This is a genomic window from Streptococcus mitis (genome assembly GCF_002096855.1).
Classification (GTDB): Bacteria; Bacillota; Bacilli; order Lactobacillales; family Streptococcaceae; genus Streptococcus; species Streptococcus mitis_Y.
Map to the genome: position 1 here is coordinate 1 of NZ_NCVH01000028.1, position 25,067 is coordinate 25,067.

At 42.0% G+C, this 25,067-nt stretch carries 24 protein-coding genes and 1 riboswitch; of the genes, 17 read left to right on the forward strand and 7 right to left on the reverse strand.

Going from position 1 to position 25,067, the window contains the following annotated elements:
- Nucleotides 1-120: 120 nt before the first annotated feature.
- Complete coding sequence (gene birA, locus B7698_RS02660; protein ID WP_084864558.1) at nucleotides 121-1,056, reverse strand: bifunctional biotin--[acetyl-CoA-carboxylase] ligase/biotin operon repressor BirA; 936 nt, start codon at nucleotides 1,054-1,056, stop codon at nucleotides 121-123.
- A 282-nt stretch (nucleotides 1,057-1,338) separates the two neighbouring features.
- Here birA and B7698_RS02665 point away from each other — a divergent pair, with 282 nt between their 5' ends.
- The 5 genes from B7698_RS02665 to B7698_RS02685 all read left to right on the forward strand — a co-directional run bounded on the left by B7698_RS02665 (nucleotide 1,339) and on the right by B7698_RS02685 (nucleotide 6,145).
- On the forward strand, nucleotides 1,339-2,532 hold the full coding sequence (locus B7698_RS02665) for an O-antigen ligase family protein (RefSeq protein ID WP_084864559.1): 1,194 nt from the start codon (nucleotides 1,339-1,341) through the stop codon (nucleotides 2,530-2,532).
- Between the two features lie 145 nt (nucleotides 2,533-2,677).
- On the forward strand, nucleotides 2,678-3,121 hold the full coding sequence (locus B7698_RS02670; RefSeq protein WP_084864560.1) for a MarR family winged helix-turn-helix transcriptional regulator: 444 nt from the start codon (nucleotides 2,678-2,680) through the stop codon (nucleotides 3,119-3,121).
- 3 nt (nucleotides 3,122-3,124) lie between these two features.
- Nucleotides 3,125-3,889, forward strand: a complete 765-nt coding sequence (locus tag B7698_RS02675; protein WP_084864561.1) for a nuclear transport factor 2 family protein — start codon at nucleotides 3,125-3,127, stop codon at nucleotides 3,887-3,889.
- Between the two features lie 14 nt (nucleotides 3,890-3,903).
- Nucleotides 3,904-4,632, forward strand: a complete 729-nt coding sequence (locus tag B7698_RS02680; RefSeq protein WP_084864562.1) for an ATP-binding cassette domain-containing protein — start codon at nucleotides 3,904-3,906, stop codon at nucleotides 4,630-4,632.
- Entirely contained in the window at nucleotides 4,625-6,145 is a 1,521-nt protein-coding gene (locus B7698_RS02685) for an ABC transporter permease/substrate-binding protein (protein WP_084864563.1), read from the forward strand. Before B7698_RS02680 ends, B7698_RS02685 begins: the two co-directional genes overlap by 8 nt.
- A gap of 137 nt (nucleotides 6,146-6,282) precedes the next feature.
- Here the strand turns inward: B7698_RS02685 and B7698_RS02690 are convergent, their stop codons facing one another.
- Nucleotides 6,283-6,819 (reverse strand): TetR/AcrR family transcriptional regulator, encoded by a 537-nt coding sequence (locus tag B7698_RS02690; protein WP_000207362.1) that lies wholly within the window; start codon nucleotides 6,817-6,819, stop codon nucleotides 6,283-6,285.
- Between the two features lie 132 nt (nucleotides 6,820-6,951).
- On the opposite strand from B7698_RS02690, the gene B7698_RS02695 reads away from it, so the two are divergent.
- From B7698_RS02695 to B7698_RS02705, 3 genes are all read left to right on the forward strand, one after another.
- A complete protein-coding gene (locus B7698_RS02695; RefSeq protein WP_084864564.1) occupies nucleotides 6,952-7,842 on the forward strand; it encodes a cation diffusion facilitator family transporter in 891 nt (296 codons plus the stop codon).
- A 225-nt stretch (nucleotides 7,843-8,067) separates the two neighbouring features.
- Complete coding sequence (gene nmlR / locus B7698_RS02700; protein ID WP_024057353.1) at nucleotides 8,068-8,421, forward strand: stress response transcriptional regulator NmlR; 354 nt, start codon at nucleotides 8,068-8,070, stop codon at nucleotides 8,419-8,421.
- On the forward strand, nucleotides 8,422-9,459 hold the full coding sequence (locus tag B7698_RS02705) for a zinc-binding dehydrogenase (RefSeq protein ID WP_024057354.1): 1,038 nt from the start codon (nucleotides 8,422-8,424) through the stop codon (nucleotides 9,457-9,459).
- A 67-nt stretch (nucleotides 9,460-9,526) separates the two neighbouring features.
- On the opposite strand, the gene galR is transcribed toward B7698_RS02705, so the two are convergent.
- Nucleotides 9,527-10,528, reverse strand: a complete 1,002-nt coding sequence (gene galR / locus B7698_RS02710; protein WP_084864565.1) for a DNA-binding transcriptional regulator GalR — start codon at nucleotides 10,526-10,528, stop codon at nucleotides 9,527-9,529.
- Between the two features lie 163 nt (nucleotides 10,529-10,691).
- Here galR and B7698_RS02715 point away from each other — a divergent pair, with 163 nt between their 5' ends.
- The 3 genes from B7698_RS02715 to B7698_RS02725 all read left to right on the forward strand — a co-directional run bounded on the left by B7698_RS02715 (nucleotide 10,692) and on the right by B7698_RS02725 (nucleotide 13,844).
- Complete coding sequence (locus B7698_RS02715) at nucleotides 10,692-11,870, forward strand: galactokinase (RefSeq protein WP_084864566.1); 1,179 nt, start codon at nucleotides 10,692-10,694, stop codon at nucleotides 11,868-11,870.
- 18 nt (nucleotides 11,871-11,888) lie between these two features.
- Nucleotides 11,889-13,370 carry a UDP-glucose--hexose-1-phosphate uridylyltransferase gene (locus B7698_RS02720; protein WP_084864567.1) on the forward strand — a complete coding sequence of 494 codons (1,482 nt, stop codon included), beginning with the start codon at nucleotides 11,889-11,891 and terminating at the stop codon, nucleotides 13,368-13,370.
- Between the two features lie 69 nt (nucleotides 13,371-13,439).
- The gene (locus tag B7698_RS02725) at nucleotides 13,440-13,844 is read left to right on the forward strand and encodes a PaaI family thioesterase (RefSeq protein WP_000651198.1); all 405 of its coding nucleotides are present in this window, start codon (nucleotides 13,440-13,442) and stop codon (nucleotides 13,842-13,844) included.
- Nucleotides 13,845-13,876: 32 nt separating this feature from the next.
- Here B7698_RS02725 and B7698_RS02730 read toward each other — a convergent pair whose 3' ends face one another.
- From B7698_RS02730 to B7698_RS02750, 4 genes are all read right to left on the reverse strand, one after another.
- A complete protein-coding gene (locus B7698_RS02730) occupies nucleotides 13,877-15,139 on the reverse strand; it encodes a nucleobase:cation symporter-2 family protein (protein WP_084864568.1) in 1,263 nt (420 codons plus the stop codon).
- Nucleotides 15,139-15,720, reverse strand: coding sequence for a xanthine phosphoribosyltransferase (locus tag B7698_RS02735; RefSeq protein WP_084864569.1), 582 nt, complete (start codon nucleotides 15,718-15,720; stop codon nucleotides 15,139-15,141). Before B7698_RS02735 ends, B7698_RS02730 begins: the two co-directional genes overlap by 1 nt.
- Before the next feature lie 326 nt (nucleotides 15,721-16,046).
- Nucleotides 16,047-16,142, reverse strand: a riboswitch (purine riboswitch).
- A 231-nt stretch (nucleotides 16,143-16,373) separates the two neighbouring features.
- Nucleotides 16,374-16,760: a bleomycin resistance protein gene (locus B7698_RS02745; protein WP_084864570.1), complete on the reverse strand. Its 387-nt coding sequence runs from the start codon at nucleotides 16,758-16,760 to the stop codon at nucleotides 16,374-16,376.
- Between the two features lie 11 nt (nucleotides 16,761-16,771).
- Entirely contained in the window at nucleotides 16,772-17,599 is an 828-nt protein-coding gene (locus tag B7698_RS02750; RefSeq protein WP_084864571.1) for an exodeoxyribonuclease III, read from the reverse strand.
- 133 nt (nucleotides 17,600-17,732) lie between these two features.
- Here B7698_RS02750 and B7698_RS02755 point away from each other — a divergent pair, with 133 nt between their 5' ends.
- From B7698_RS02755 to B7698_RS02785, 6 genes are all read left to right on the forward strand, one after another.
- Nucleotides 17,733-18,188, forward strand: a complete 456-nt coding sequence (locus B7698_RS02755) for a DUF3290 family protein (protein ID WP_084864572.1) — start codon at nucleotides 17,733-17,735, stop codon at nucleotides 18,186-18,188.
- Nucleotides 18,185-18,820 carry a DUF421 domain-containing protein gene (locus tag B7698_RS02760; RefSeq protein WP_078238141.1) on the forward strand — a complete coding sequence of 212 codons (636 nt, stop codon included), beginning with the start codon at nucleotides 18,185-18,187 and terminating at the stop codon, nucleotides 18,818-18,820. The genes B7698_RS02755 and B7698_RS02760 overlap by 4 nt, the downstream gene beginning before the upstream one ends.
- Nucleotides 18,821-19,025: 205 nt before the next feature.
- A complete protein-coding gene (locus B7698_RS02770) occupies nucleotides 19,026-20,771 on the forward strand; it encodes an ABC transporter ATP-binding protein (RefSeq protein ID WP_084864573.1) in 1,746 nt (581 codons plus the stop codon).
- Nucleotides 20,761-22,503 carry an ABC transporter ATP-binding protein gene (locus tag B7698_RS02775; RefSeq protein ID WP_084864574.1) on the forward strand — a complete coding sequence of 581 codons (1,743 nt, stop codon included), beginning with the start codon at nucleotides 20,761-20,763 and terminating at the stop codon, nucleotides 22,501-22,503. Before B7698_RS02770 ends, B7698_RS02775 begins: the two co-directional genes overlap by 11 nt.
- Before the next feature lie 105 nt (nucleotides 22,504-22,608).
- Nucleotides 22,609-23,301, forward strand: a complete 693-nt coding sequence (locus B7698_RS02780) for a sugar transferase (RefSeq protein WP_065371359.1) — start codon at nucleotides 22,609-22,611, stop codon at nucleotides 23,299-23,301.
- Between the two features lie 42 nt (nucleotides 23,302-23,343).
- Complete coding sequence (locus B7698_RS02785; RefSeq protein ID WP_084864575.1) at nucleotides 23,344-24,570, forward strand: DegT/DnrJ/EryC1/StrS family aminotransferase; 1,227 nt, start codon at nucleotides 23,344-23,346, stop codon at nucleotides 24,568-24,570.
- Nucleotides 24,571-25,067 lie beyond the last annotated feature (497 nt).

The window sequence follows — 25,067 nt, forward strand, 5'->3', positions numbered from 1 at the left end:
CTTTTCATTATAGATCTTATGGGACTTTTTTTCTACAATAAAAACGGCTCCATAATATCTATAGGGGATTTACCCACTACAAATATTATAGAGCCATTTTATGGTTGTTCTCGTTTATTATTACTTCCAATTCTTGAGTGAAATTTCTCCGCTATTGAGCCAGATTTCTTTTCCGTTATCACATTGAACTAAAAGTTTGCCATTTTCTGAGATATCTTTAGCAAGTCCCTTGTGGTCTTTTTGATCTAGTGTGAAAGTCACTTCTTTTCCTAGAACGAATGACTGTTTTTTATATAGGTATAATAACTCATCTGCTGGCGTTTTGAAGAAAGAACGCCAGATTTCTATGATTAATTCATTTCTGGTAATAGGTGCTGGAGCTTTGAATAAACTAGCAGCTTTTTCTTTTAATTCTTGAGGGAAGTCTTTAATAGTAAAGTTGATTCCTACTCCAATAATGATATCTGTGACTAAGCCAGTTTCTACAGAGGTCATTGCTTCAGTGAGGATTCCTCCAATTTTATGATTTTTGAGGTAGATATCATTGACCCATTTTATGTCGACATCTATTAAAGTTAGGTTCTTAATGGCTTTGTAGATAGCTCCTGCTACAAGTAGTGTGTAGGATGGTAATTTGTCATAGGGAAGATTTGGTTTGAGATGGAGTGTCATATAAATGCCACCTTGTGGGGAGTAGAAAGAACGTTGAAAACGGCCACGGCCAGCTGTTTGATAGGAAGCTAGATAGAGGGTGTTTGCTTCATTTCCTAAATCAATTGCTTCTTTTGCATCGAGTTGTGTTGATCTTGTTTCGGGTTTAAAACTGATTTTAATTGGAAGATTTTGTTCTAGAAGTTCTGGAAGAATAAGGTCTCCATTCACCAGTTTATAGCCTTTGTTTTTGATACTATCAATTTCAATGCCTTCTTGTTCTAAACGCTTGATGGCTTTCCAAATTGATGTTCTAGTCAGTGATAGTTCTTCTGCAATCTTTTCTCCGCTGATATAATCGGTTTCTTTAGCTAGAATTTGGTAGACGGCTTGGTAGGATTTCATAGTGTTTCCTTTCTTCAGATATTGTAAATGATTTAAATATAGTTTGGATAGTTGGTCAAAACCTTATTATATTACTACTATTTTAACATATACCTAGTCTTTACGGTATGATTTTCTTATAGTAAATCTAGTCATTAAGTTTGAGTTTTGAAATATCAGTATTTTTGCTCCCTTTTTTACCTAGTAAACGTTTCCTTTGTTTTCAAATTGCTAAAAAAGTGGTACAATAAAGGGTAGCTTACTATTATCTGAATCAACTGATTTGGAGAGAAAGGATTCATTTTGAAATCAATAGGCTTTATTGAAAAGCTGAAAGGGTTGTCTAGTAAAGAGCTGATTTTATTGGGAATTATCCTGAGTATCTTTTTACCCTTTTATCTTTTTGTAGTTGTATTCTGTTTATATATTATCAGTTTAATTTTCACAGGAGACATGAAAAGTATTCTTCAGAAAATGGGGGAGCATCCGATGCTACTTCTTTTTCTTGGCTATAGTACTGTTATATCCGTTTTTGCACAAAATTGGATGGGAGTTGTGGCTTCAGTAGGAATTTTTCTATTTACTGTTTTCTTTTTGCATTATCAGTCGATTTTATCACATAAATTATTTCGATTTATTTTGCAGCTCGTCTTGTTTGGTAGCGTCTTGTCAGCTGCTTTTGCGAGTTTAGAACATTTCCAAATTGTGAAGAAATTCAACTATGCTTTTCTTTCACCCAATATGCAGGTGTGGCATCAGAATCGTGCTGAAGTGACCTTCTTTAATCCTAATTATTATGGTATTATTTGTTGTTTCTGTATCATGATTGCCTTCTATCTGTTTACAACGACCAAGTTGAATTGGTTGAAAGTATTCTGTGTGTTTGCAGGCTTTGTGAATCTCTTTGGATTGAACTTTACTCAAAATCGAACTGCCTTTCCTGCTATTATCGCTGGAGCCATTATTTATCTCTTTACGACCATTAAAAACTGGAAGGCCTTTTGGCTTAGTATTGGGGTCTTTGCGATTGGCTTGAGTTTCCTCTTTTCTAGTGATTTGGGAGTTCGGATGGGGACTTTAGACTCTTCTATGGAAGAACGCATTTCTATCTGGGATGCTGGGATGGCCTTGTTTAAGCAAAATCCTTTTTGGGGTGAAGGGCCATTGACCTATATGCACTCTTATCCTCGGATAAATGCTCCTTATCATGAACATGCTCACAGTCTTTATATTGATACGATTCTGAGTTACGGAATTGTGGGGACTATTTTACTAGTTTTGTCTTCTGTGGCTCCTGTTCGCTTGATGATGGATATGAGTCAGGAGTCGGGGAAACGTCCGATTATCGGTCTTTATCTGTCTTTCCTTACAGTGGTTGCTGTACACGGAATCTTTGATCTGGCCCTCTTTTGGATTCAGTCAGGTTTCATTTTCTTGCTGGTTATGTGCAGTATTCCATTGGAGCATCGAACGTTGGTATCGGACATGACGGATTAAGTTTTATAAGATTAAAAATCTTCTACCTTGGGTAGGAGATTTTTTACTGGGAAAAATTATTTCTAAATCGAAATAGTTGACAGATGGAATGACAAGTGTTACAATTATTTCATTCGTTTCGATATCGAAATAAATTGGAGGTGTCATGAAAGATAGTCATTTGGTAGCCCATCATATTCGTTTGTTGAATGGGCGGATTTTTCAAAAGTTACTGAGCCAAGATCCTGAAGCTCTTTATCGTAGTGAGCAGGGAAAGATTTTAGCGGTTTTATGGAATAGTGAAACAGGCTGTGCAACTGCGACAGATATTGCTCTGGCAACTGGGCTTGCTAACAATACACTGACGACGATGATTAAAAAACTAGAGGAACAAAATCTTGTAACCGTTAGTCCATGTGGAGAAGATAAGCGTAAGAAGTATTTGGTTTTAACAGAGTTGGGGCAGTCTCAGAAAGAAGTGGGGCATCGTGTCAGTCAGAAATTGGATACGATCTTTTACAAAGGATTCACCGAGGAAGAAATTCGCCAATTTGAAGGTTTTCGAGAAAGAATTTTGGCTAATCTGAAAGAGGAGGAAAATGAGGCTTAAATCATGTCACAACAAGTGAAAAATGCTCACAACCTATACATTCATGCTATCCAAGATGGACGAGTTGCTGAGGCTCAAGCCCAGTCTGTAGGGGATACTTATATCCAACACTCGACAGGTGTGCCTGATGGTAAAGAAGGATTTGCAGTCTTCTTTGCAAATTTCTTCGAGCGCCATCCAGAGCGTCAGATGAAGATTGTCCGCACTATTGAGGATGGCAATCTGGTCTTTGTTCATGTTCATCAATATCTGAATGGTGGGAAAGCTCAATGGGTGACGACAGATACTTTCCGTGCAGATGAGAATGGACGTATCGTGGAGCATTGGGATGTTATTGACTACTATCGTGCCCCAGAAAATGGAAAGTTAGACCAGATCTTTGGAGATTTTGAAATCACGGATTTGGATAAGACAGTAGCAAATAAAAAGTTGGTTCGCCGTTTTTTGATAGAAATTTTTCAAAATGGGGAGCTGGAGCAGTGGAGTGATTATGTGGCAGACGATTTGATTCAGCATAATCATGAGATTGGACAAGGAAGTGCTGCTTATAAAAACTATGTGGCTGAACATGGCGTCACTTTTGACTTTGTTTTCCAACTCTTAGGACAAGGAAACTATGTGGTCAGCTATGGTCAGAGTCAGATTGATGGGCTGGCTTATGCCCAGTATGATATCTTCCGACTAGAAAACGGTAAAATTGTGGAGCATTGGGATAATAAGGAAGTTATGCCTAAGGTAGAAGACTTGACCAATCGAGGAAAGTTTTAAATTGAGGATACAGAATGATTGAATACAAAAATGTAGCCTTGCGCTACACAGAAAAAGATGTCTTGAGAGATGTTAATTTACGGATTGAGAATGGGGAATTTATAGTTTTAGTAGGGCCTTCTGGCTCAGGTAAGACAACCATGATTAAGATGGTTAACCGCCTCTTGGAACCAACTGATGGAAATATTTATATGGATGGCAAGCGCATCAAAGACTATGACGAGCGGGAGCTTCGTCTTTCTACTGGTTATGTTTTACAGGCCATTGCTCTGTTTCCCAATCTAACGGTCGCGGAAAATATTGCCCTGATTCCTGAGATGAAGGGCTGGACTAAGGAAGAAATTGCTCAGAAAACAGAAGAGCTTTTGGCTAAGGTTGGTTTACCAGTGGCTGAGTATGGACATCGACTTCCTAATGAATTATCTGGTGGAGAACAGCAACGGGTCGGTATTGTTCGTGCTATGATTGGTCAGCCTAAGATTCTCCTCATGGATGAACCTTTTTCAGCCTTGGATGCTATTTCTCGCAAACAGTTGCAGGTTCTGACGAAAGAATTGCATAAAGATTTTGGGATGACAACGATTTTTGTGACCCATGATACGGATGAAGCCTTGAAATTGGCAGACCGTATTGCTGTCTTGCAGGATGGAGAGATTCGCCAGGTGGCGAATCCTGAGACCATTTTAAAAGCTCCTGCCACAGAATTTGTAGCAGACTTGTTTGGAGGTAGTGTTCATGACTAATTTAATTACAACTTTTCAGGATCGTTTTAGTGATTGGTTGACAGCTCTATCTCAACATTTGCAGTTGTCACTTTTGACCTTGTTACTAGCTATTTTGCTTGCGGTTCCCTTGGCTATTTATCTTCGCTATCATGAGAAGTTGGCGGATTGGGTCTTACAGATTGCAGGGATTTTCCAGACCATCCCGTCTCTTGCCTTGTTGGGCCTCTTTATTCCTTTGATGGGAATTGGGACTTTGCCGGCTTTGACAGCTCTAGTGATTTATGCGATTTTTCCGATTTTGCAAAATACAATCACTGGGTTAAAGGGAATTGATCCGAGTCTGCAAGAGGCTGGGATTGCCTTTGGGATGACTAGGTGGGAGCGACTCAAGAAGTTTGAAATTCCACTTGCCATGCCTGTTATGATGTCTGGGATTCGAACTGCGGCTGTCTTGATTATCGGTACGGCAACCTTGGCTGCCTTGATTGGTGCAGGGGGACTGGGTTCCTTTATCCTTTTGGGAATTGACCGTAATAATGCCAGTCTGATTTTGATTGGGGCACTTTCTTCCGCAGTGCTTGCCATTGCCTTTAACTTCCTACTAAAAGTGATGGAAAAGGCAAAATTGCGGACGATTTTCTCTGGTTTTGCCTTGGTGACCATATTGCTTGGTTTGTCTTATAGTCCAGCTCTTTTGGCTCAAAAAGAGAAAGAAAACTTGGTTATTGCTGGGAAATTGGGACCGGAACCAGAAATTTTGGCCAATATGTATAAACTCCTTATTGAAGAAAATACCAGCATGACTGCGACTGTTAAACCGAATTTTGGGAAAACAAGCTTTCTTTATGAAGCTTTGAAAAAAGGCGATATTGACATCTATCCTGAATTTACTGGTACGGTGACTGAAAGTTTGCTGCAACCATCACCTAAAGTGAGTCATGAGCCAGAGCAGGTTTATCAGGTGGCGCGTGATGGTATTGCCAAACAGGATCATCTAGCCTATCTCAAACCCATGTCTTATCAAAATACCTATGCTGTAGCTGTTCCAAAAAAGATTGCTCAAGAATATGGCTTGAAGACCATTTCGGACTTGAAAAAAGTGGAAGGGCAGTTGAAGGCTGGATTTACACTCGAATTTAATGACCGTGAAGATGGAAATAAGGGCTTACAATCAATGTATGGTCTCAATCTCAATGTAGCTACGATGGAACCAGCCCTTCGCTATCAGGCTATTCAGTCAGGTGATATTCAAATCACGGACGCCTATTCGACTGATGCGGAATTGGCGCGTTATGATTTGCAGGTCTTGGAAGATGACAAGCAACTCTTCCCACCTTATCAAGGAGCTCCACTGATGAAAGAAGCTCTTCTCAAGAAACATCCAGAGTTGGAAACAGTTCTCAATAAATTGGCTGGTAAAATTACTGAAAGCCAGATGAGCCAGCTCAACTACCAAGTCGGTGTTGAAGGCAAGTCAGCAGAACAAGTAGCCAAGGAGTTTCTACAAGAACAAGGTTTGTTGAAGAAATAGCTTGAAAAGCTAAACTCAACTTTGTTAAACGACCATATAGAAGAACGCTCAGACAATGTCGTCTGGGCTTTTTTGATTATTGAAAAGATAAAAAACTCAGTAGCCTAGAAATAAGGCAACCGAGCTTTAATCTGTATTCAATTTTTAGGAATGAGAAGGTCTAGATAAAACTGCACAACTTCTTGGTCTGTAAAGTCTTGTCCTTTTTTGAGCCACCAGGTCAATGTCTCGATAAAGTTGGACACGACTAAGTGTTGGAGGTAAGAAGCAGGCAGACTTGGGTGTGCTTCTTTAAACTCATCAGTTAGCATGGGATAGACGTGGTGCTCCAGCTCTCTCCGGAGTTGACGGAGGAAGTAGTCATTCTTGGAGAATAGTAAACTGGTGATATGGTCTTGGTTTTTCTGAAAATGGAGAAAGAGGTGGGCGAGGTAGTCCTCAGTTGAAATGGGTTGCTCTCTTTCAAAGAGATGATGGAAGAGGTGGCGGCAAAGCGCGTCCAGAAGTAGTTCCTTACTCTCATAGTGACAGTAAAAGGTGGATCGTCCCACATCTGCGAGATCAATGATATCCTGAACTGTAGTGGCTTCGTAACCCTTATCGTTTAAAAGTTGTAGAAAAGCTTGATAGATGGCTTTTTTTGTTTTGCTGATACGGCGGTCAATGGTAGTCATATGGACACTTGAGGCAAATTGTTCAGAAATGAATAAAGCTGACGTTTTGCTTCTATCCTTTCTTTGAGTTTTAGTGGATAATGATAATGAACAATGTATTCATAAATCTATTATAACAAAGGAATGAGAAAGATGAAGACAAAATATACTGTTTGGGTAGCTTTTTTCTTAAATTTAAGCTATGCTATTGTTGAGTTTATCGCAGGAGGAATATTTGGTTCGAGTGCCGTTCTCGCTGATTCTGTTCATGACTTGGGAGATGCTATAGCCATTGGCATATCGGCCTTTTTGGAAACAATCTCAAATCGAGAAGAAGATAGGCAGTACACCTTGGGTTACAAGAGATTTAGTCTTTTAGGGGCCCTGGTGACTGCTGTGATTCTTATCATAGGATCCATCCTAGTGATTTTGGAAAATATAACTAAACTTTTTAATCCACAGCCAGTTAATGATGAAGGTATCCTCTGGCTAGGAGTCATTGCAGTAAGTATCAATGTGCTAGCTAGTCTAGTAGTTCGTAAGGGAAAGACAAAAAATGAGTCAATTCTTAGCCTGCATTTTTTGGAAGATACTCTTGGTTGGTTGGCTGTCATTCTAATGGCGATTATCCTCAGATTTACAGATTGGTATATCCTTGATCCGCTCTTATCGCTTGTCATTTCTATCTTCATTCTAACAAAAGCTATTCCTCGCTTTTGGAGCGCGTTAAAGATTTTCTTGGATGTTGTACCAGAAGGAGTAGAGACGGGTGATTTGGAGAAGGATTTGGAGGCTTTGATCAATGTCAAAAGTGTCAATCAACTTAGCATTTGGTCCATGGATGGTCTGGAAAATAATGCCATTATTCATCTCTGTTTAGAGGATTGGGAGCAGATGATAGCAACAAAGAATCAAGTGCGTCAGCTCTTAGAAGAAAGAGGAATTCAGAATATTACCATCGAAGTGGATGCCAGCGAAAGCAATCATGCGCAACATAAACGGAGGGTAACAACCTTAGAGCAACCCCATGGGCATCAACACTAGAAAAAGCGACCTTTTGTTGAGGTCTTTTTGATATTTGATTTGAAAGATGTTTTCACCATACTATTTGACTAATGAAAAGGTATGCTAATAAGAGAACTGATAATGATAAAAATTTTTTCGATTAGATGCAAAATGCTTGACTTGGAGTCAACTCAAAGTTATATAATGAGATAAGTGAGTTCGAATAGCTTAAACTCAATGAATAAAATGAGAGGAGGTTAGTGTATGAATATTAAATCTGCCAGTGACTTGTTGGGAATTTCAGCGGATACGATTCGGTATTATGAACGGGTTGGTCTTGTGCCACCGATTACTCGAACCGCAACTGGAATTCGTGATTTTCAAGATCAGGATATCGAAGCGCTGGAATTTATTAAGTGTTTTCGTTCGGCAGGTGTCTCTGTGGACAGTTTAGTTGACTATATGTTGCTCTACCAAAAGGGGGATGAAACGAGAGAGGAAAGACTTGGTATTTTAGAAGACGAAAAGAAAAAATTAGAGGAGCGCTTGTCTCAGTTACAGACGGCTTTAAATCGCTTAAATACCAAAATTAGACTTTATAAGGAAGGGAAATTTTAAATGAAATCAGCAGTATATACAAAGGCAGGTCAGGTTGGTCTTGCTAGCATTGAACGTCCGCAAATTATAGACGCAGATGATGTGATTATTCGTGTGGTTCGTGCGTGCGTTTGTGGTTCAGATTTATGGAGGTACCGTAATCCAGAAACGAAAGCTGGACACAAAAATAGTGGACACGAAGCGATTGGGATTGTCGAAGAAGCTGGGGAAGCCATTACGACGGTGAAACCAGGTGATTTTGTCATTGTCCCTTTTACTCATGGATGTGGTGAGTGTGATGCCTGTCTTGCTGGCTTTGACGGTTCTTGCGACAATCATATTGGTAATAACTTGGGAGGCGATTTTCAGGCGGAATATATTCGTTTCCACTATGCAAACTGGGCGCTGGTTAAAATCCCAGGACAACCTTCAGATTATAGCGAAGGCATGCTTAAGTCTCTATTAACTCTTGCTGATGTCATGCCGACTGGTTACCATGCAGTGCGTGTTGCTAATGTTCAAAAAGGGGATAAGGTTGTCGTTATCGGTGACGGGGCTGTTGGGCAATGTGCTGTTATTGCCGCTAAAATGCGTGGTGCATCACAAATTATCCTTATGAGCCGTCATGAAGACCGCCAAAAGATGGCTCTGGAGTCGGGTGCGACAGCTATTGTAGCTGAGCGAGGTCAAGAAGGTATTGCCAGGGTGCGTGAAATTCTCGGTGGCGGAGCGGACGCAGCACTTGAATGTGTTGGTACGGAGGCTGCTGTAGAACAGGCGCTAGGTGTTCTTCATAATGGAGGTCGTTTGGGATTTGTAGGAGTCCCACACTATAATAATCGTGCTCTTGGTTCGACATTTATGCAAAATATCTCTGTAGCAGGTGGGGCAGCTTCTGCGACAACATACGATAAGCAATTTTTACTAAAAGCCGTCCTTGATGGTGATATCAATCCAGGTCGCGTCTTTACTTCAAGTTATAAACTGGAAGATATTGATCAAGCCTACAAAGATATGGATGAACGTAAGACCATTAAGTCTATGATTGTGATGAACTAAAAAAGAAAATCCTAATGGAGATTTGAGACTCTCTATTAGGATTTTTTGTCATGTTTAATTTGTGGAGTTATGGCAGAGTACTCTCTCTCAATGTCAGTCTGGTTCCCAGCATAGTCAGGCTAGGAATTTTGCGACCGTGGAGGACTTCCTTGTTAAGAATATCCATACCTGCTCGGCCCATTTCTTCGGTATAGACGGTGATGCTGGAGAGGGGAGGATAGACTTGCTTGGTCAGACTAGTGTCGTTAAAAGAAATGAGGCTGACGCGATCTGGCAGGCTGATTCCAGTTTCTTGGAGGGCACGGAGGGCGCCGATAGCTAAGCTATCGCTGGCTGCGAAAAAGGCTGGTGGGAGTTGGTCTCCCAAGTTCTGAATGGCCTCCTTCATCAAGTCATAGCCAGACTGGGCAGTAAAGCTTCCTTGAAAGATCAGTTCATCATGATAGATTCCTTTTGTTTGACTGTAGTTCTTAAAATTTTCCAGACGCTTGTCCTCAATGATTTCTTCTTGGTCGGTTGTTTCCTCAAGTCCTGTTAGAATTCCGATACGGTCCATTCCTTGGCTGAGAAAATAATCGACAACCTGTTTCATGGCAGTGTAAAAATCCGTGATAATGCAGGTGTGTCCCAGTGAAAGAGTATCGCTGTCTAGAAATACAAGAGGTTTTTGGTATTCTTCAAAGGCAGAAATCTGAGCTCGACTAAATTTTCCGATGCAGAGAATCCCAATCACTTCTTCGCTTAGGGTAAAAGGATGGTCATTAAAATAGCGCAAGATATCGTAGTCCAACTCTTGGGCTCTTTTTTCTATGCCTAGGCGAATCTGGTAGTAGTAGAGGTCGTCCAGCTCCCCTTGTTCACTGACCCATTGGATAATGGCAATCTTTTGCTTGGGTTTGTGGGACTCGCCTGTCTTGAGGTGCTTGGTGTAGCCCAGCTCTTCAGCAACGGTTAAAATACGGTGCCTGATTTCTTCTGTAACAGATAGGCTCTGGTCGCGGTTTAGGACACGGGATACGGTCGCGATAGAGACAGAGGCTAGCTGTGCAATGTCTTTTAAGGTAGCCATAAATCCTCCTTGATTAGATTAGTATATCATATTTTTCTGTATTTTACTGATAGTTTAGTAAAATTTTAGTAAAAAGGATTGACCTTGGGAAATCCCTTGGATACAATAGAAGAAAACGATTACATGTTAAGGTGACTTAACGGACAGTCAAAGGAGAATTCATATGACACAACATCTTACTGCTGAAACTCTTCGCAAAGATTTTTTTGCTGTTTTTGGTCAAGAAGCAGACCAAACATTCTTTTCACCAGGTCGTATCAATTTGATTGGTGAACACACGGACTACAACGGTGGGCACGTTTTTCCAGCTGCTATTTCCTTGGGAACTTACGGTGCAGCTCGCAAGCGTGACGACCAAGTCTTGCGTCTATACTCAGCTAACTTTGAGGACAAGGGCATTATCGAAGTGCCTCTCGCTGACCTCAAGTTTGAAAAAGAGCACAGCTGGACCAATTATCCAAAAGGGGTTCTTCATTTCTTGCAAGAAGCTGGCCATGTGATTGACAAAGGTTTTGATTTTTATGTTTATGGGAATATCCCAAATGGTGCTGGTTTGTCTTCTTCAGCATCCCTTGAACTTTTGACAGGAGTCGTGGCAGAGCATCTCTTTGATTTAAAATTAGAGCGTCTCGATTTGGTTAAAATTGGAAAACAAACAGAAAACAACTTTATCGGAGTCAACTCTGGCATTATGGACCAGTTTGCTATCGGTATGGGAGCTGACCAACGTGCTATTTACTTAGATACTAACACTTTAGAGTATGACTTGGTGCCGCTTGATTTGAAGGACAATGTTGTTGTTATCATGAATACCAACAAACGCCGTGAACTAGCAGACTCTAAATACAATGAACGCCGTGCTGAGTGTGAGAAAGCAGTAGAAGAATTGCAAGTTGCCTTGGATATTCAGACATTGGGTGAGTTGGACGAGTGGGCCTTTGACCAATACAGCTATCTGATTAAAGACGAAAATCGTTTGAAACGTTCTCGCCATGCTGTGCTTGAAAACCAACGTACCCTTAAAGCTCAAGCAGCCCTTCAAGCAGGTGATTTGGAAACATTTGGTCGCTTGATGAATGCGTCACACGTTTCTCTAGAACATGACTATGAAGTGACTGGTTTGGAATTGGATACCCTCGTTCATACTGCTTGGGCTCAGGAAGGTGTTCTCGGTGCTCGTATGACAGGGGCAGGTTTTGGCGGATGTGCCATTGCTTTGGTGCAAAAAGATGCTGTTGATGCCTTTAAGGAAGCTGTTGGCAAACACTACGAGGAAGTAGTTGGCTACGCTCCAAGCTTCTATATCGCTGAAGTTGCAGGTGGCACTCGCGTCCTTGACTAGTCAAAAGGAGGCTCTATAGTGACCTTAGTAGATAAATTTGTAACACATGTCATTTCTGAAAGTTCATTTGAGGAAATGGATCGAATCTACCTGACCAATCGTGTCTTGGCACGAGTGGGAGATGGTGTTTTGGAAGTTGAGACCAATCTGGATAAATTGATTGACCTTAAGGACCAGCTGGTTGAGGAAGCCGTTCGATTAGAGACGATTGAAGATAGTCAGACTGCGCGTGAAATCCTCGGTGCTGAACTGATGGATTTGGTAACTCCTTGTCCGAGTCAGGTCAATCGTAACTTCTGGTCAACCTATGCCCACTCTCCTGAGCAAGCGATAGCGAATTTCTACCAACTCAGTCAGAAGAATGACTACATCAAACTCAAGGCCATTGCTAAAAATATCGCTTATCGTGTTCCATCTGATTACGGTGAACTTGAAATTACCATCAACCTCTCTAAGCCTGAAAAGGATCCGAAAGAGATTGTGGCAGCCAAGTTGGTGCAAGCTAGTAATTATCCTCAGTGTCAGCTCTGTATTGAAAATGAAGGCTACCATGGTCGAGTTAACCACCCAGCTCGCAGTAACCACCGTATTATCCGTTTTGAAATGGCTGGTCAGGAGTGGGGCTTCCAGTATTCGCCCTATGCTTACTTTAATGAGCATTGTATTTTCTTAGATGGCCAGCATCGTCCCATGGCGATTAGTCGTCAGAGCTTTGAACGTTTGTTGGCTATCGTAGAGCAGTTTCCAGGATATTTTGCAGGATCTAATGCCGATCTGCCGATTGTGGGGGGCTCTATTCTAACTCACGATCACTATCAGGGGGGACGACATGTTTTTCCTATGGAATTGGCTCCCTTGCAAAAGACTTTCTCTTTTGCTGGTTTTGAGCAGGTCAAGTCTGGGATTGTCAAGTGGCCTATGTCTGTCCTACGTTTGACTTCGGGTTCCAAAGAAGATTTGATCAACTTAGCTGATAAGATTTTGCAAGAATGGCGCCAGTATTCAGACCCTGAAGTGCAGATTTTGGCAGAGACAGACGGGACACCGCATCACACCATCACACCAATTGCACGTAAACGCAATGGACAATTTGAGTTGGACTTGGTCTTGAGAGACAATCAGACTTCTGCAGAACATCCTGATGGCATCTATCATCCCCACAAGGATGTTCAACATATCAAGAAGGAAAATATCGGCTTGATTGAGGTCATGGGCTTGGCTATCTTGCCACCACGTCTGAAAGCAGAAGTGGAGCAAGTAGCTAGCTATCTTGTAGGAGAAGCTGTTACAGTTGCCGATTATCATCAGGAATGGGCTGACCAACTTAGAGCCCAATATCCAGACCTAACAGATAAAGAAAAAGCCCTTGAAATCGTCAAGGACTCTGTTGGTGCTATCTTTGCGCGTGTACTTGAGGATGCAGGAGTCTACAAGCAAACGGAACAGGGACAGGCAGCCTTTATGCGCTTTGTGGAGCAGGTCGGAATTTTGCCAGACTAGGAGCTTTCTCCTTGCACAGTCCTATAAAAAGTAGTATCATAGTGTCGTTTGAAATATCAGGAGGAAACGATGAAAGATTTTCATTTTGACGCTATATCTGCCTTTGAAAATTACGAAATAGAGAAAATGAGAGATGGTCACGTTGTGGTGACGACCAAAGTAGTGGACTCGTCGCTCAACTACTATGGCAATGCTCATGGTGGCTATCTCTTTACTCTCTGTGACCAGATCAGTGGTTTGGTGGTTATCTCGCTGGGGCTTGATGGGGTGACACTCCAATCTTCTATCAACTACCTCAAAGCAGGAAAACTCGACGATGTGCTGACCATTAAAGGAGAATGTGTCCATCAAGGTCGCACAACCTGTGTGGTGGATGTGGATATTACCAATCAAGAGGGCAGAAATGTCTGCAAAGCAACCTTTACCATGTTTGTCACAGGCCAGCGGTCAGAAGACAGACAGGTAAGGATATAGATAAACAAAAAAGAGGTGTAAACCTCTTTTTCTTATTTCTTTTTATGATTTAGTACCGCATTGAGGACAATGGCAAGTAGGCTGGCTACGACGATTCCGTTTGAGAAGAACATTTGGAAGGCTGTCGGCATGCTGACAAAGAGATTACTGTTGTTGAGTCCGACACCTGCAGCGATTGATACAGCTGCGATAAGGAAGTTGTGTTCATTGTTAGCAAAGTCAACACGAGCGAGGATTTGCATCCCTTGAATAGATACAAATCCAAACATCACCAGCATAGCACCACCGAGGACAGGGCTCGGAATGATTTGGGCAAGGGCGCCAAACTTAGGAAGGAGTCCCAGGAGAACCAGGAAACCAGCTGCGTAGTAGATTGGTAGGCGAGTCTTGATACCTGACAATTTAACCAAACCAACGTTTTGTGAAAATCCTGTGTAAGGGAAGGTGTTAAAGATTCCTCCGAGAAGTACGGCCAAACCTTCTGCGCGGTAACCGTTGCGCAGGCGCGTGCTGTCGATTGGATCCTTTGTGATATCAGACAAAGCCAGGTAAACACCAGTTGATTCAACCATAGAAACCGTTGCGATGATACACATCATGACAATAGATGAGATTTCAAAGGTTGGCATCCCAAAGTAGAGGGGAGTTGGGACATGGACAAGTGGTGCTGCCGCAACAGGAGAGAAATCAACCAAGCCCATGCTAGCAGCAATGGCAGTTCCAACAACTAGACCAATCAAAATAGAGATAGACTTGATAAATCCTTTGGTAAAGATGTTAATCAAGAGGATAATCAGAACAGTGATAGCTGCAAGCAAGAGACTTTGACCAGTTGGTTCTGGAACGTTATTTCCCATATTTCCAATAGCGACAGGAATCAAGGTTAAACCAATCGTGGTAATTACAGAACCTGTTACGATAGATGGGAAGAGATTGGCCACTTTTGAGAAGATGCCTGAAACAAGAACAACGTAAATCCCTGATGCGATAAGGGCACCAAACATAGCGCCACTACCATGGCTTTGTCCAATCATAATCAAGGGAGCAACTGATTGGAAGGCAACTCCAAGAACGATTGGGAGTCCAATCCCAAAGTATTTGTTGAGTTGGAGTTGGAGGAAGGTTGCCACCCCACACATGAAGATATCTGTGGAAATCAGGTAGGTCAACTGCTCAGTTGAATAGCCAAGGGCTGTCGCAATCATGATGGGAACCAGGATGGATCCTGAGTACATGGCTAGTAAGTGTTGCAAGCCAAGAACGGCTGCTTGCGAATGTTTTTCTTGAGTTTGCATTAGAGATCTGCCTCCTTAAAAATAACTTGACCATTTTCAAAACGATCCAAACGAGCGAGTGATAGGACAGGATAGCCTGCTTTTTCAAGCAAATCACGGCCATCTTGGAAAGATTTTTCAATCACAATACCGATAGCTTTGACTGTTGCTCCAGCCTGTTCGATGATTTGAATCAAGCCTTTAGCAGCTTGGCCATTAGCAAGGAAGTCGTCGATAATCAAAACCTTGTCCTCTGGTGAGAGGAATTTTCCAGCGATAGAAACGGTGCTGGTTACCTGCTTGGTAAAGGAGTAAACTTCGGCAGTTAAGATGCCTTCGTTCATAGTGATGTTCTTAGCTTTTTTAGCGAAAATCATGGGAACGTTTAAGGCTTCCGCTGTAAAAACGGCTGGGGCAATACCCGACGCTTCAATGGTCACGACTTTGGTAATACCAGCAGAAGCAAATTTTTCTGCAAAAACCTTACCAATTTCTCGCATCAAGCCAAAGTCAACTTGGTGGGTTAAAAAGGAATCCACCTTGAGGATGTTATCACCCAAGATATGCCCATCCTTGAGGATGCGCTCTTCTAATAATTTCATAAGACCTCCTAAAGTCTAAAAGCCAGTTTACTTGTTGGTTAAATGTTTCTATAGTGATCCAGTTTGCTAGTACTATATATTTGATAAAACTAGTACGAGCGAAGCGGGTCTTATCAAATATTTCCCGTTGTAGTGGTATCATAGACAATAATCTTGTTATTGTCTATGACGGGATTTTTGAGACTTTTGGCTCAAAAATTAGGGATGAAATTCCGGAGGAAGTTGCTCCCGTCCGCACTAATTAAGGGAAATATTAAAAATATTCAAAAAGGACTTACTTAATCTCTAAGCAAGTCCCCAAAATAGGCATGGCAAAAACGACCATACCTCCAAGATAACTTACTTATTGTTAGGTGTTCCGGCACCTTGTAGAAACGTCGTGCCAATTCACGACATAAACAAGTAAAACGATATTCAATTTTAAATAGGCTTGTGCCAATGTTTTTATTTTACACTAAATAACTTTAAAAATCAAATATTTTGTTAGTGTTTTGGTTTAAAAAACGAACAAATATAATAAAAATGGGCAAAAAACAACTTATTAGCTAACATTTAGAAGGTTTTTCCATCATAAAAGGCATATTATCAAGATTTTTCAAGAGCTGACAATATGCCTTTTTAACTTTAAAGACTTTTTCCCAATCTTTATTATTCTACTCGCTAAATCTTAAAAAATAACCATCTGGATCCAAAATCGCAAATTCATGGGGATATATAAAGCTATCTCCTACTCGAAATTCTCTTTTTGTCAGGGGACGATGGATAGGATAGTCAGCTTCCAGCAGTTTTTGGTGGAGCTGAGGAACATCTGCAATGCCAAAGGAAATATTGACACCGCGCCCGAAAGGATAGGTCAGCTGAGCTAATTCTTCTGCGCTGCCTTCTTCTAGCATAAGTTGGCAATCTTCAAGAGAAAGGAAGAGGAAGTTCTCCTCTGGACGCTCGTATTCGACAGAGAATCCTAGCAGGTCGTAGTAGAAGTGGCGTGATTTTTCGATGTCAGATACTACAAATTCAGGAATGACAGCTTGATAGTCCATTCGTTTTCTCCTTAGAGTTCAATCTCCATGACAATGGGTGTATGGTCTTGGCGAGCTCCTGAGTCAATCATATCAGATTTAGTGACCTTGTCTGCGAGACGGTTACTTGTGAGCCAGTAGTCGATTCTCCAGCCTGTATTGTTGATTTTAGAAGTCTTGCTGCGCTGTGCCCACCAAGTGTAGCGTTCTGGAACATCGCCGTGAATGTGGCGGAAGGTATCCGTAAATCCAGTTGCTAAAAGGTTGGTAAAACCAGCACGTTCCTCGTCTGTAAATCCTGGTGAACGGCGGTTGCTAGCAGGATTTGCAAGGTCGATTTCATTGTGGGCTACGTTGTAGTCACCGGTTGCAAGGACTGGTTTTTCTTTGTCTAGTTCAGCCAAGTATTCAGCATATTTGACATCCCAGACTTGACGTTCTTCCAAGCGTTTGAGGCCGTCTCCAGCGTTTGGAGTGTAAACTTGGGTCACGAAAAATTTATCAAATTCTAGAGTGATGATGCGGCCTTCCAAGTCCATGGTAGAAGGGGCACCGATTTCTGGGAAAGTGACATTAGGTGTAAGTTCTTTCTTATAGAGGAACATGGTTCCAGCATAGCCTTTACGGGCAGGTTCTTGGGAAGAGCGCCACGTGTTTTCGTAGCCTGGGAAGAGTTCTTCTAAAATTTCCAAGTGTTTCTTTGTAGGACCCTTGGCAGAAAGCTTGGTTTCTTGGATAGCAATGATATCAGCATTTTCAGCGACCAAGGTTTGTAGTACTTCTTGGGACAATTTGGCACGAGCTGAGTCACTAGTTAGGGCTGCATTGAGGGAATCAATATTCCATGAGATAAGTTTCATAAAGTTACCTTTTTCATTCAGATTATAGACTTTATTATACCAAAAAAAGGGCTATTTCCCCAACGTATGGTTTGAAAAATCACCCTCTTTCGTTTATAATGAAGAATGATTTTATGAAAAGGAGTGAAAATAAATGAAATTTTACTCATATGACTATGTGCTTAGCCAAATCAGTCAGCAAAATGGCATCATGATTGGCTTTGGGATTGTTCTCCTAGCCATCACAGGATTTTTTGCTTTTAAGGCCTATCGTGATAAAAAGGGGACTAAGTTTCGGGAATTGGTCATGATTTTGGCTTTGACTTTGGTAGCCATGCTTTTGGTGACAATTTCAAAATACCAGACCAATCAAGCCTCTAACAATCAATTTCAAACCTCCCTTCATTTCATAGAGGTTGTTTCCAAAGACTTGGGAGTGGATAAATCAGAAGTTTATGTCAATACTTCTGCAGCCACTGATGGAGCACTTATCAAGGTAGGTTCAAATTTCTATCGTGCCATGAACGGGAGCCAACCAGACAAGTATCTTTTAGAGAAATTAGAATTGCATCAACCAGACGCTATTGAATTGGTGGAGGTAAACAAATGACACTCAACTATATGGAAATTTTAATCAAACTGGCCTTGGGGCTCTTCTCGCTAGTTTTCGTGATCAATGTGACAGGAAAAGGAAACCTAGCGCCTAACTCTGCGACAGACCAAATTCAGAACTATGTTCTTGGTGGTATCATCGGTGGGGTGATTTACAATAGTTCAATTAGTATTCTGCAATACGCAGTGATTTTGATGATGTGGACGATTTTGGTCTTGACCCTCAAATGGCTCAACAATAATGTTCGTTTTGTCAAACGCTTGATTGATGGGAAACCAACTCTCCTCATCAAAAATGGGCAGATCGACCCAGAAGCCTGTCGTTCAGTTGGCTTGTCTGCGTCGGATGTTGCTCTCAAACTTCGTAGCCAAGGGATTTTCCAGATGAAGCAAGTTAAACGAGCTGTGCAAGAGCAAAATGGCCAACTCATCGTGGTCCAAATGGGAGATGAAAATCCTAAGTATCCAGTTGTGACTGACGGTGTGATCCAAGTCGATGTTTTGGAATCGATTGGCCGTAGCGAAGAGTGGCTGCTTGATAACCTAAGCAAACAAGGGCATGACAATGTAGCCAATATCTTTATCGCTGAGTATGACAAGGGTGTCGTCTCAGTCGTAACTTATGAATAAGAAAAACCTGGGGTCTTGTACTCTTCGAAAATCTCTTCAAACCGCGTCAACGTCGCCTTGCCGTATGTAGGTTACTGACTTTGTCAGTTCTATCTACAACCTCAAAGCGGTGCTTTGAGCAGCCTGCGGCTAGTTTCCTAGTTTGCTCTTTGATTTTCATTGAGTCTTGGCCTCAGGTTTCCATTTGCAATCAGAAAGGGATTTTATGTCCATTATTCAAAAACTTTGGTGGTTTTTCAAGTTAGAAAAGCGCCGTTATCTAGTCGGGATTGTGGCCCTGGTCTTGGTTTCCGTTCTCAATCTAATTCCCCCCATGGTTATGGGTCGGGTTATTGATGCTATCACCTCAGGGCAATTAACCCAGCAGGCCCTCCTTCTTGACCTATTTTACTTGCTTCTTGCAGCCTTTGGGATGTACTATCTGCGCTATGTTTGGCGTATGTATATCCTTGGGACTTCCTACCGTTTGGGACAGATTATGCGCTCTCGCTTATTTGAGCATTTCACAAAAATGTCTCCAGCTTTTTATCAAACCTATCGGACGGGGGACCTGATGGCACACGCAACCAATGATATCAATGCCCTAACGCGTCTGGCAGGGGGCGGTGTTATGTCTGCCGTGGATGCTTCAATCACGGCTTTAGTGACCTTGCTGACCATGCTTTTTAGCATTTCATGGCAAATGACCCTAGTTGCCATTCTACCCCTACCTTTTATGGCCTATGCGACTAGCCGTTTAGGGAGAAAGACTCATAAGGCCTTTGGCGAATCTCAGGCCGCCTTTTCCGAACTTAATAACAAGGTACAGGAGTCTGTATCGGGTATTAAAGTGACCAAGTCTTTCGGGTATCAGGCGGATGAGCTCAAGTCCTTTCAGGCAGTCAATGAATTGACCTTCCAAAAGAACCTCCAAACCATGAAATACGATAGTCTCTTTGATCCTATGGTTCTCTTGTTTGTTGGTTCCTCCTATGTTTTAACGCTTTTGGTCGGCTCCTTGATGGTTCAGAAAGGGCAAATCACGGTTGGGAATCTGGTCACTTTTATCAGTTATTTGGATATGCTGGTTTGGCCTCTTATGGCCATCGGCTTCCTCTTTAATATCACTCAGCGAGGGAAGGTTTCTTACCAGCGGATTGAGGAACTTTTGTCTCAGGAATCACCTGTACAAGACCCTGAGTTTCCTTTAGATGGAATTGAAAACGGGCGCTTGCAGTATGCCATTGACAGTTTTGCCTTTGAAAATGAGGAAACACTGACAAATGTTCACTTTAGTTTGGAAAAAGGGCAAACACTGGGCTTGGTTGGTCAGACAGGCTCTGGAAAAACGTCCTTGATCAAGCTCCTTTTGCGTGAATATGATGTGGATAAGGGTGCTATTTACCTAAACGGTCATAATATTCGTGACTATCGTCTGACAGATCTTCGTAGTCTCATGGGCTACGTCCCTCAGGACCAGTTCCTCTTTGCGACTTCAATCTTAGACAATATTCGCTTTGGGAATCCTGATTTACCCCTTTCAGCGGTCGAGGAAGCGACTAAGCTAGCCCAAGTTTACCAAGACATTGTAGCTATGCCTCAGGGATTTGATACGCTGATTGGAGAAAAAGGAGTCAGTCTTTCTGGAGGTCAAAAGCAGCGTCTGGCCATGAGTCGGGCTATGATTTTAGACCCTGATATCTTGATTTTGGATGATTCTTTGTCGGCCGTGGATGCCAAGACAGAGTATGCGATTATCGACAACCTCAAGGAGACGCGAAAGGACAAGACAACCATTATTACGGCTCATCGCCTCAGTGCGGTTGTCCATGCAGATTTGATTTTAGTCCTGCAAAATGGTCAAATTATCGAACGAGGCAGGCACGAAGACTTGCTAGCTATGGATGGCTGGTATGCCCAAACCTACCGGTCTCAGCAGTTAGAAATGAAAGGAGAAGAAGATGCAGAATAAACAAGAACAATGGGTTGTATTGAAGCGCTTGATGTCCTATCTCAAGCCTTATGGTCTCCTGACTTTTTTGGCACTCAGTTTTCTCCTAGCAACGACGGTCATTAAAAGTGTCATTCCCCTTGTGGCTTCCCACTTTATTGACCAGTATCTCAGCAATCTCAACCAATTCGCTGTGACCGTTTTGCTGGTCTACTATGGCCTTTATATCCTACAAACTCTGGTCCAGTATGTCGGTAATCTTCTCTTTGCGCGCGTGTCTTACAGTATTGTTAGGGATATTCGTCGGGATGCCTTTGCCAATATGGAAAAACTAGGCATGTCTTACTTTGACAAGACGCCAGCAGGTTCCATCGTCTCTCGTTTGACCAATGATACCGAGACTATCAGTGATATGTTTTCAGGGATTTTATCCAGCTTTATCTCAGCAGTTTTTATCTTTCTGACAACTCTGTATACCATGTTGGTGCTGGATTTTCGTTTGACAGCTTTAGTCCTGCTCTTTCTCCCCTTGATTTTCCTTTTGGTCAATCTCTATCGGAAAAAATCAGTGAAAATCATCGAAAAAACCAGAAGTCTCTTGTCGGATATCAATAGTAAGCTGGCAGAGAATATCGAGGGGATCAGGATTATCCAGGCCTTTAATCAAGAAAAGCGCCTGCAAGAAGAGTTTGATGAGATAAACCAGGAACATCTGGTCTACACCAACCGCTCAGTAGCCTTGGATTCCCTCTTCTTACGGCCGGCTATGAGCTTACTGAAGCTTTTGGGCTATGCAGTTTTGATGGCTTACTTTGGTTACCGTGGTCTTTCTATCGGGATAACGGCCGGAACTATGTATGCCTTTATCCAGTACATCAACCGTCTCTTTGATCCCTTGATTGAGGTGACGCAAAACTTTTCAACCCTTCAAACGTCCATGGTATCTGCAGGTCGTGTCTTTGCCTTGATTGACGAAACGACCTATGAGCCTCTTCAAAAAGATGGGCAAGCCAAAGTCAAAGAAGGCAATATCCGTTTTGAACATGTGTGTTTCTCTTATGATGGCAAACATCCGATTCTGGATGACATTTCCTTTTCAGTTAAGAAGGGAGAAACCATTGCCTTTGTAGGTCATACAGGTTCGGGAAAATCATCGATTATCAATGTCCTCATGCGTTTTTATGAATTTCAGTCAGGCCGCGTTCTCTTGGATGGTGTGGATATCCGAAACTACAGTCAGGAAGAGCTGAGAAAGAACATCGGTTTGGTCTTGCAGGATCCCTTCCTCTATCACGGGACTATCAAGTCCAATATCGCCATGTATCAAGATCTTAGTGATGAAGAAGTCCAGGCTGCGGCTGCCTTTGTTGATGCAGATTCCTTTATTCAGGACCTTCCGCAGGGTTATGATGCACCTGTGTCCGAGCGTGGTTCGAGCTTTTCTACTGGTCAGCGTCAGCTTCTTGCCTTTGCTAGAACAGTTGCTAGTCAGCCTAAAATCTTGATTTTGGATGAAGCGACAGCCAATATTGACTCTGAAACAGAAAGTTTGGTTCAAGATTCCCTAGCCAAGATGAGACAGGGGCGGACAACCATTGCTATTGCTCATCGTCTTTCGACCATCCAGGACGCCAACTGTATTTATGTCTTGGATAAGGGGCGCATCATCGAGAGTGGAACCCATGAGGAACTCTTGGCCTTGGGAGGAACCTATCACAAGATGTATAGCTTGCAGGCAGGGGCTCTTTCCTAAAGAAGAATTCCTCTAAATCACAGATTTCTTGCACCGCCTTTTCTATTTTGTGGTATAATGAAAAATGTTGATAAATACTATACTAACAAACAAAGGAGAAACAGCATGCTGAAATGGGAAGACTTGCCCGTGGAAATGCAATCAAGCGAGGTTGAGTCCTACTACCAGCTTGTCTCTAAAAGGAAGGGGTCGCTGATTTTCAAGCGTTGCCTGGATTGGGTTCTGGCCCTGTTTTTGCTACTTTTGACTTCTCCCATCTTTCTTATCTTGAGCATTTGGATCAAGTTGGATAGCAAGGGGCCTGTCATTTACAAGCAAGAGCGCGTGACCCAGTACAACCGTTCGTTCAAGATTTGGAAGTTCCGTACTATGGTAACGGATGCGGATAAAAAAGGAAGTCTGGTGACTTCTGCTAACGATAGCCGTATTACCAAAGTGGGAAATTTCATCCGCCGTGTGCGCTTGGACGAACTGCCTCAGTTGGTCAATGTCCTTAAAGGTGAGATGTCCTTTGTTGGAACAAGACCTGAGGTGCCACGTTACACCGAGCAGTACAGTCCTGAAATGATGGCGACCTTGCTCTTGCCAGCAGGAATCACCTCTCCAGCCAGCATCAACTACAAGGATGAGGACACGATCATCAGTCAAATGACGGAGAAAGGTCTGACGGTTGACCAAGCCTATGTCGAGCATGTTCTTCCTGAAAAGATGCGCTATAACCTCGCCTATCTCCGAGAGTTTAGTTTCCTTGGAGACATCAAAATCATGTTTCAAACCGTGTTTGAAGTACTAAAATAAAGTAGTCATGAGAAAATGAGTACAGATAAAAGGAGCAAATCAATGCCAAATTACAATATTCCATTTTCACCACCTGATATTACCGAAGCTGAAATTGCTGAAGTAGCAGATACCCTTCGTTCTGGTTGGATCACAACAGGTCCTAAGACAAAAGAACTGGAGCGTCGCTTGTCCCAATACACACAGACGCCTAAGACTGTCTGTCTTAACTCTGCAACTGCTGCTCTTGAGTTGATTTTGCGCGTTTTGGAAGTGGGACCTGGAGATGAAGTCATCGTTCCAGCCATGACCTATACAGCTTCATGTAGTGTTATCACGCACGTAGGAGCAACTCCTGTCATGGTGGATATCCAAGCAGATACTTTTGAGATGGACTATAACTTACTGGAGCAAGCTATCACTGAAAAGACTAAGGTGATTATTCCAGTAGAGCTTGCGGGGATTGTTTGCGACTATGACCGTTTGTTCCAAGTTGTGGAGAAGAAACGTGATCTCTTTACTGCTTCAAGCAAGTGGCAAAAGGTCTTTAACCGTATTGTGATTGTTTCTGATAGTGCCCACGCTTTGGGGTCTACTTATAAAGGGCAACCAGCTGGTTCTATCGCGGACTTTACTTCCTTCTCATTCCATGCCGTTAAGAACTTTACAACGGCAGAAGGTGGAAGTGCCACTTGGAAAGCCAATCCAGCGATTGATGACGAAGAAATGTACAAGGAATTCCAAATCCTTTCTCTTCACGGGCAAACTAAGGATGCTCTTGCCAAGATGCAACTGGGCTCATGGGAATATGATATCGTCACACCAGCCTACAAGTGTAATATGACCGATATCATGGCGTCACTTGGTTTGGTACAATTGGACCGTTACCCTGGTTTGCTAGAACGTCGTAAGGACATTGTGGACCGCTATGATCGTGGTTTTGCAGGTTCTCGTATTCATCCATTGGCACACAAGACTGATACTGTAGAATCTTCACGCCACCTCTACATCACCCATGTAGAAGGAGCGAGTTTAGAAGAACGCAATCTTATCATCCAAGAATTAGCAAAAGCAGGAATTGCAAGCAATGTCCACTACAAACCGCTTCCGCTCTTGACAGCCTATAAGAATCTTGGCTTTGATATGGCGAACTATCCTAAGGCCTATGCCTTCTTTGAAAATGAAATTACGCTTCCTCTTCATACTAAACTAAGCGATGAAGAAGTGGATTATATCATTGAGACTTTCAAAACAGTTTCTGAAAAAGTACTAGCTTCATCAAAAAAATGACAAACTACAGTCAAGTAATAGTGATTCTGTTTCTAAAAAGTCTAATTGAGTGTAAAACTGTTGTTTTCAATTGAAAGTCCTATAGTAAAATGAAATAAAAACAGGACAAATCAATCAGGATAGTCAAATTAATTTCTAGCAATATTTTAGAAGCAAAGGTGTACTCTTATAGTTTCAATATACTGTATGGTTTGAAATGAGATGTGAGCAATTTGGTGTAGCATTTAGAATTTTTATTAGGCATCATTTAGAAAATGTAGTGTCTTGTTCTAGTTTTCAATTCACCCTATTTTTTGAAAGACGCGAGTTTCCACGAATGAGGTTGTGGAAACTCGCGTCTTTCTTTTTTGTTTTCAGAATATTGTTCAAAGTTTTGAGACTATTTTTCATGTTCTAGTCATTCTTTTGAAATAATCTATAAAACACGTGTCTACAATGATCTATATGTCCTATTCCAGTATTTTAGAAGAACTGCGTCTATTTTTATAGAGCTTGAA

Bases quoted from the DNA above. Each gene is read 5' to 3' on its own strand.
- birA (WP_084864558.1), bottom strand. From the start codon at position 1,056: ATGAAATCCTACCAAGCCGTCTACCAAATTCTAGCTAAAGAAACCGAT.
- B7698_RS02670 (WP_084864560.1), top strand. From the start codon at position 2,678: ATGAAAGATAGTCATTTGGTAGCCCATCATATTCGTTTGTTGAATGGG.
- B7698_RS02675 (WP_084864561.1), top strand. From the start codon at position 3,125: ATGTCACAACAAGTGAAAAATGCTCACAACCTATACATTCATGCTATC.
- B7698_RS02680 (WP_084864562.1), top strand. From the start codon at position 3,904: ATGATTGAATACAAAAATGTAGCCTTGCGCTACACAGAAAAAGATGTC.
- B7698_RS02685 (WP_084864563.1), top strand. From the start codon at position 4,625: ATGACTAATTTAATTACAACTTTTCAGGATCGTTTTAGTGATTGGTTG.
- B7698_RS02690 (WP_000207362.1), bottom strand. From the start codon at position 6,819: ATGACTACCATTGACCGCCGTATCAGCAAAACAAAAAAAGCCATCTAT.
- B7698_RS02695 (WP_084864564.1), top strand. From the start codon at position 6,952: ATGAAGACAAAATATACTGTTTGGGTAGCTTTTTTCTTAAATTTAAGC.
- nmlR (WP_024057353.1), top strand. From the start codon at position 8,068: ATGAATATTAAATCTGCCAGTGACTTGTTGGGAATTTCAGCGGATACG.
- B7698_RS02705 (WP_024057354.1), top strand. From the start codon at position 8,422: ATGAAATCAGCAGTATATACAAAGGCAGGTCAGGTTGGTCTTGCTAGC.
- galR (WP_084864565.1), bottom strand. From the start codon at position 10,528: ATGGCTACCTTAAAAGACATTGCACAGCTAGCCTCTGTCTCTATCGCG.
- B7698_RS02715 (WP_084864566.1), top strand. From the start codon at position 10,692: ATGACACAACATCTTACTGCTGAAACTCTTCGCAAAGATTTTTTTGCT.
- B7698_RS02725 (WP_000651198.1), top strand. From the start codon at position 13,440: ATGAAAGATTTTCATTTTGACGCTATATCTGCCTTTGAAAATTACGAA.
- B7698_RS02730 (WP_084864568.1), bottom strand. From the start codon at position 15,139: ATGCAAACTCAAGAAAAACATTCGCAAGCAGCCGTTCTTGGCTTGCAA.
- B7698_RS02735 (WP_084864569.1), bottom strand. From the start codon at position 15,720: ATGAAATTATTAGAAGAGCGCATCCTCAAGGATGGGCATATCTTGGGT.
- B7698_RS02745 (WP_084864570.1), bottom strand. From the start codon at position 16,760: ATGGACTATCAAGCTGTCATTCCTGAATTTGTAGTATCTGACATCGAA.
- B7698_RS02750 (WP_084864571.1), bottom strand. From the start codon at position 17,599: ATGAAACTTATCTCATGGAATATTGATTCCCTCAATGCAGCCCTAACT.
- B7698_RS02755 (WP_084864572.1), top strand. From the start codon at position 17,733: ATGAAATTTTACTCATATGACTATGTGCTTAGCCAAATCAGTCAGCAA.
- B7698_RS02760 (WP_078238141.1), top strand. From the start codon at position 18,185: ATGACACTCAACTATATGGAAATTTTAATCAAACTGGCCTTGGGGCTC.
- B7698_RS02770 (WP_084864573.1), top strand. From the start codon at position 19,026: ATGTCCATTATTCAAAAACTTTGGTGGTTTTTCAAGTTAGAAAAGCGC.
- B7698_RS02775 (WP_084864574.1), top strand. From the start codon at position 20,761: ATGCAGAATAAACAAGAACAATGGGTTGTATTGAAGCGCTTGATGTCC.
- B7698_RS02780 (WP_065371359.1), top strand. From the start codon at position 22,609: ATGCTGAAATGGGAAGACTTGCCCGTGGAAATGCAATCAAGCGAGGTT.
- B7698_RS02785 (WP_084864575.1), top strand. From the start codon at position 23,344: ATGCCAAATTACAATATTCCATTTTCACCACCTGATATTACCGAAGCT.